Here is a 4,540-nt window from a genome sequence, read left to right as displayed (position 1 = left end):
TCGGCCACGTCGGCCAGCGCGGGCCCGCGCCACAGGTCCAGCGCCTCGCTCAGCAGGTCCATCGCGTGCGCCGGGTCACCCGCGGCCAGTGCGCTCCGCCCCTCCGCGGCGAGGCGCTCGAACCGGTGGACGTCGACGTCCTCGGGCTCGACGGCGAGGCGGTAACCGGCCGCGTGGAACTCCACCACCGCCGAGGCGAGGCCGGCGGCGGCGAGGCCCCTCCGGAGCCGGGAGACCTGGGACTGCAGGGCGTTGGCGGCGCCCGCGGGCGGTTCGTCGCCGTACAGGCCGTCGATGAGGCGCTCGGTGGTGACCAGCCGGCCGGCGTTCAGCAGCAGAAGGGAGAGGAGCGCGCGCACCCGTGGGCCGCCGACCGGCAGGGCGTCTCCGTCGGCGGACCGTACCTCCGTCGCCCCCAGAATGCCGAACCCCATGGCGTCGATTGTGACGCATGGGAGAAATATTGATCATAATCAACATTGACGATAGTTGATTCCACTTGCGACGATCCCCTCATGAGCACCACTTCGGGAGCCGCCGACCCTCTCGCCGAGCTCTTCGCCGCCTTGCCGTGTCATTTCGCCGACTCGCCGCTGTACTCGCGGCTCGGCCCGGTGGTCGCGGCCGATGAGCGGCTGCTCGCCATCGCCCGCCACGCCCGCTCCGGTCAGGTGCCCTCCAACCTGCTGCTGGCGTCGGTGCACTACCTGCTGCTCCGCGATCCGGCGCACGAGCTGGCGGCCTGGTACCCCTCGACCGGCCGCGGGCCCGCGACCGGCGATCCCGGCCCGGCGTTCACGGCGTTCTGCCTGAGCCGGCAGGAGGAGCTCATCGAGTTGATGCGCCGCCGTCTCGTCCAGACGAACGTCGTGAAGCGCTCGGCCGTCCTGCGGCTCGGCATGACGATGGTGGCGTCGATGACGGACGAGCCGGTGACGCTGATCGAGGTGGGGTCCAGCGCGGGCGTGCACCTGCGCTTCGACGATTACCGGTACGAGATCGCGGGGCGTACGTGGGGGAGGGCGTCCTCACCCGTCGTCGTGTCGGCCGAGTGGCGCGGACAAGGACCGCCGCCCGACCTCGACCGGCTGCCCGCCATCGCCGACCGCGCGGGCATCGACCTCAATCCCATCGACGCCGGCGATCCCGACGAACGGCTCTGGCTGCGAGCGCTGATCTGGCCGGAGAACCTCGCGCAGGCGGCCCTTCAGGACGAGGCGTTGCGGGTCGTGGCGGCGAACCCGCCCCGTACGTACGCGGGGGACGCGGTCGACCTGCTGCCGGAGGTGGTGGCCGAGGTGCCGCGCGGGACGCCGGTCGTCATCTTCCACTCCGCGACGCGCATGCACGTGGCCGCCGAGCGGAGGGAGGCCTTCGACGCCGCGATCGCGAGCGTCGGGCGGGAGCACGACCTGTTCCACCTGACCTTCGAGGGGGCCCCTGACCTCGAGGGGCAGGGGTTCGCTCTGGAGCTGCGCCGCGGCGGTGAGCCGAGTCGGCGGCCGGCGATCGGCCACGGGCACGCGGAGTGGCTTTCGGACTTCCCACCGCGCGTCAGCTGATCGAGAAGGACGCCCAGACCGCCTTGCCGCCGCCGAGGAGGGGCGTCCAGCCCCAGGCGCGGCTCATGGCCTCGATGATGTGCAGGCCGCGGCCGGTCTCGGCGACCCAGTCGGGCTCCTGCATCGTGGGTGCGGTGTCGGCCGGGTCGGTCACCATGCAGACGAGCTGGCTCTCGTAGCGGGCGAGCACCAGGCGCAGCGGTTCGCGGGCGGCGGGGCACAGGCCGTACCGGATGGCGTTGGTCACCAGCTCCGACACGACCACCGCGGCGTCGTCGTAGAAGGCGCCGAGACTCCACCGGGCCAGTGTGTCTTTTGTCACATTCCTGGCTATACCCGGCGAGGCCGCCTCAGAGGGCAGGTCCTGGGCGGCGACCAGCGGCCGGCCGCCGGCCGACCAAGGGGAGCCGTCAAAAGGGCGGAGCCAATCGTCCCACCCCTGGTGGTTGAGGGGGACGCCGGTGGTTTCGCTCGGTGGCGGCAAGTTCATTGCGGACCCTGGGGGGAAGTCGGGGACGTCGCGGGGCGTTTCATGCGCTGTTCCGCTATCTTGCTCCTCAAGTCGTGCATATGCAAGCACGCATGCACGCACGGATGCACGTGCATGTGCACGAGCGTTGCGCCGCCCCCGGAAGGGGTCCGACCTTTGGCTCACCGGTCGGGCGGTTTTGGATGGCTTGGAGGCGACATGTATCAGGCCTACAACGGAATATCGGCAGCCCGCCTGCGGGAGGCCAGCTGGCTGAAGAGCCATGCCAGCAATCCGAGTGGAAACTGCGTCGAACTCGCCGAACTGCCGTGCGGCGAGATCGCGATTCGCAACTCACGGTTCCCGGACGGCCCCGCGCTGCTCTATACCCGGGCGGAGATCGACGCTTTCATCAAGGGAGCGAAGGACGGCGACTTCGATCACATGCTCGCCTGAGGCGAGCGACAGCACACCGCCTGAGGCGGGCGTACCCACGCTCGCCGAGGGCGGGCGGAACCATGCCCCGTCAGGGGGCGGCGCTTTGCAACCATGGGCTCCAGTGGGACACTGGGCCGATTCCAGTGTCCTAGGGGAGCACATGATCGGGTCCCATGCCGGCGGCGAGGACGCCGCACAAGACATGTTCGGCCCCCACCGCGGTGGGCCGACCGTGTTGCGCATCGTCCTGGGCTCCCAGCTACGCCGGCTGCGCGAACAGCGGCAGATCACGTGCGAGGAGGCCGGTGCGGCGATCCGGGGCTCGCACTCGAAGATCAGTCGCATGGAGCTGGGCCGCGTGCGGTTCCGGCGCCGTGACGTCTCCGATCTGCTGACGCTCTACGGCGTGGACGACGGGAGCGACAAGGCGGCGATGCTCGCGCTGGCCGACCAGGCGAACGCCCCCGGCTGGTGGCACAGCTACTCCGACATCCTCCCAAGCTGGTTCGAGGTCTACATCGGCCTGGAGGAGGCGGCGTCCCGGATCCGCGCGTACGAGGTCCAGTTCGTCCCCGGACTGCTGCAGACCGAGGACTACGCGCGCGCCGTCACGCTGCTGGGCCACCCGACGGCCCCGGGCCACGAGGTGGAGCGCCGCGTCGGCCTGCGGATGCGGCGGCGCTGCTGGAGGCCGAGGAGCCACCGCACCTGTGGGCGGTCGTCGACGAGGCCGTGCTGCGGCGCCCGCTCGGCGGAGTCCAGGCGATGCGGCGCCAGCTGAAGCACCTGCTGGAGATGACCGAGCTGCCGAACGTCACGCTGCAGATGGTGCCGTTCGCCCTCGGCGGGCACGCCGCGGCGGGCGGGCCGTTCAGCATCCTGCGGTTCGCCGAGCCTTCCCGACGTGGTCTACCTCGAACAGCTCACCAGCGCCCTCTACCTCGACAAGCGCGAGGACGTCGACCACTACCACATGGTGATGGAGCGGCTCTGCATCGACGCCGAGCCGGCCTCCCAGATCCAGGACACCCTCAACCGCATCCTCGGCGAGCTCTAGGGTCTGCCTCAGGGCCTGCGGCCGACGCCGCCGACCTTCCAGACCTTCTTCGCCGACCACGCGTGCAGCGGGTGGTCCGGGCGCCACCGCGGCAGTCGGACCAGACCGGGATCGACCAGCTCGAAGCCGTCGAAGAACCGCAGCACGTCCTCGCGGTCGCGCGTGGTGTGCGCCTCGGGCCGGTGGAGGGCGGTTCGGTAGATGTCCTGGAGGGGACCCGCGACCTCGGGCCGGGTGTCGAGGACGAGGTGGGCGAGGGCCAGGTGGCTTCCGGGCGCCGTCGCGTCCCGCAGCGACGCGACGTGTCGATAGGGATCGTCCGCGTCCGGGATGACGTGCAGCGCGCCGAAGATGAGGATGGCGACCGGCTCGTCGAAGTCGATGAGGCGGCGCACCTCGCGGTCGTCGACCAGGTCGCGCGGATGCAGAATGTCGCCCTCGACGACGGCCGTGCGCTCGTCGCAGGCGAGGACGGCGCGGCCATGGGAGATCACGACCGGGTCGTTGTCGACGTAGACCACGCGGGCGTCCGGGAGCACCGAGCGGGCCACCTCGTGCGTGTTCGGGAGGGTGGGGAGGCCGGACCCGATGTCGAAGAACTGCCGGATCCCCCGCTCGGCGAGGAAGCGTACGACCCGGCCGAGGAAGCTCCGCGTCTCGGTCGCGATGGTCCTGATCTCCGGGGCGATCGCGAGCAGCTCCTCCGCCGCGCGCCGATCGGCGGCGAAATTGTCCTTACCGCCGAGAAAGTAATCGTTGATGCGGGCGACATTGGGGCGGGTCGTGTCGAACTCCCGGAATGCCCGCCGCGTCGCGCCGGTCACATCCAACCCTTTCTACCGTTGTGGGCTGATCTTAGACCCATGTGGAGATCGCCAGGATCGATCCGGTCATTCGGTGGTCAGGAAGGGTCCGGGGTGAGGTCGTGGGCGCGGCGGCGGGCCTCCCGCGCGGCGCGTTCGGCGCGGCGGTGTTCGCGCTCGGCCACCTGGGCGCGGTGGGCGAGGTCGGTCC

General features: G+C 70.7%; 5 protein-coding genes and 1 pseudogene. 3 read left to right on the top strand and 3 right to left on the bottom strand.

Going from position 1 to position 4,540, the window contains the following annotated elements; all coding sequences use genetic code 11:
* On the bottom strand, nt 1–434 hold a 434-nt coding region (locus tag ACFFNX_RS46075; RefSeq protein ID WP_378212671.1), incomplete at its 3' end, for an AfsR/SARP family transcriptional regulator.
* A gap of 81 nt (nt 435–515) precedes the next feature.
* Between ACFFNX_RS46075 and ACFFNX_RS46070 the strand changes: the two genes are divergently transcribed.
* Nucleotides 516–1,562, top strand: coding sequence for a DUF2332 domain-containing protein (locus ACFFNX_RS46070; RefSeq protein WP_378212670.1), 1,047 nt, complete (start codon nt 516–518; stop codon nt 1,560–1,562).
* Here the strand turns inward: ACFFNX_RS46070 and ACFFNX_RS46065 are convergent.
* Nucleotides 1,555–2,052, bottom strand: coding sequence for an ATP-binding protein (locus tag ACFFNX_RS46065; RefSeq protein ID WP_378212669.1), 498 nt, complete (start codon nt 2,050–2,052; stop codon nt 1,555–1,557). The two genes, ACFFNX_RS46070 and ACFFNX_RS46065, sit on opposite strands and share 8 nt — an antisense overlap.
* Before the next feature lie 198 nt (nt 2,053–2,250).
* Here ACFFNX_RS46065 and ACFFNX_RS46060 point away from each other — a divergent pair, with 198 nt between their 5' ends.
* Nucleotides 2,251–2,487: a DUF397 domain-containing protein gene (locus ACFFNX_RS46060; RefSeq protein ID WP_285571323.1), complete on the top strand. Its 237-nt coding sequence runs from the start codon at nt 2,251–2,253 to the stop codon at nt 2,485–2,487.
* 142 nt (nt 2,488–2,629) lie between these two features.
* A pseudogene (locus ACFFNX_RS46055) lies at nt 2,630–3,526 on the top strand (Sco1979 family transcriptional regulator).
* Nucleotides 3,527–3,534: 8 nt separating this feature from the next.
* Here ACFFNX_RS46055 and ACFFNX_RS46050 read toward each other — a convergent pair.
* A complete protein-coding gene (locus ACFFNX_RS46050) occupies nt 3,535–4,350 on the bottom strand; it encodes an SAM-dependent methyltransferase (RefSeq protein ID WP_378212668.1) in 816 nt (271 codons plus the stop codon).
* Nucleotides 4,351–4,540 lie beyond the last annotated feature (190 nt).

This window comes from Actinoallomurus acaciae, assembly GCF_042429965.1.
GTDB classification, from domain to species: Bacteria; Actinomycetota; Actinomycetes; order Streptosporangiales; family Streptosporangiaceae; genus Actinoallomurus; species Actinoallomurus acaciae.
Note: the sequence above shows the minus strand (reverse complement) of the source record. Positions and strands in the feature narration are given on the sequence as shown.